Below are 325 nucleotides of genomic sequence, written 5' to 3' on the forward strand. Positions count from 1 at the left end.
GCCTACGCCAAGACCGGCGGCCTCGCCGACCTCGCGGACCTCAAGACCTCGATCGGCGCCGACTGGGCCGAGTCCCTGAACGCGTCGTCCATCTACGACGGCAAGCAGTACGCCGCCCCCTGGTACTTCGCCAACCGCGTCGTCCTCTACAACAAGAAGATCTGGGCCGAGGCGGGCATCAAGGACACCCCCAAGACCCGCGACGAGTTCTACGCCGACCTCAAGACCATCGGCGACAAGACCGACGCCGAGCCGATCTACCTGCCGGGCCAGAACGGGTACCACTTCGTGGGCCTGGCGATCGGCGAGGGCGCCGAACTGGTCA

Annotated in this window: 1 protein-coding gene; it reads left to right on the forward strand. The window is 66.8% G+C overall.

Annotation, left to right across the window (positions count from 1 at the left end; translation table 11 throughout):
* The coding region (locus ACLZOT_RS51095) for an extracellular solute-binding protein (protein ID WP_416976129.1) at positions 1-325 on the forward strand (325 nt) is incomplete at both ends.

The sequence above is a fragment of the Streptomyces sp. 4F14 genome, assembly GCF_048159485.1.
In the GTDB taxonomy this organism is placed as follows: domain Bacteria; phylum Actinomycetota; class Actinomycetes; order Streptomycetales; family Streptomycetaceae; genus Streptomyces.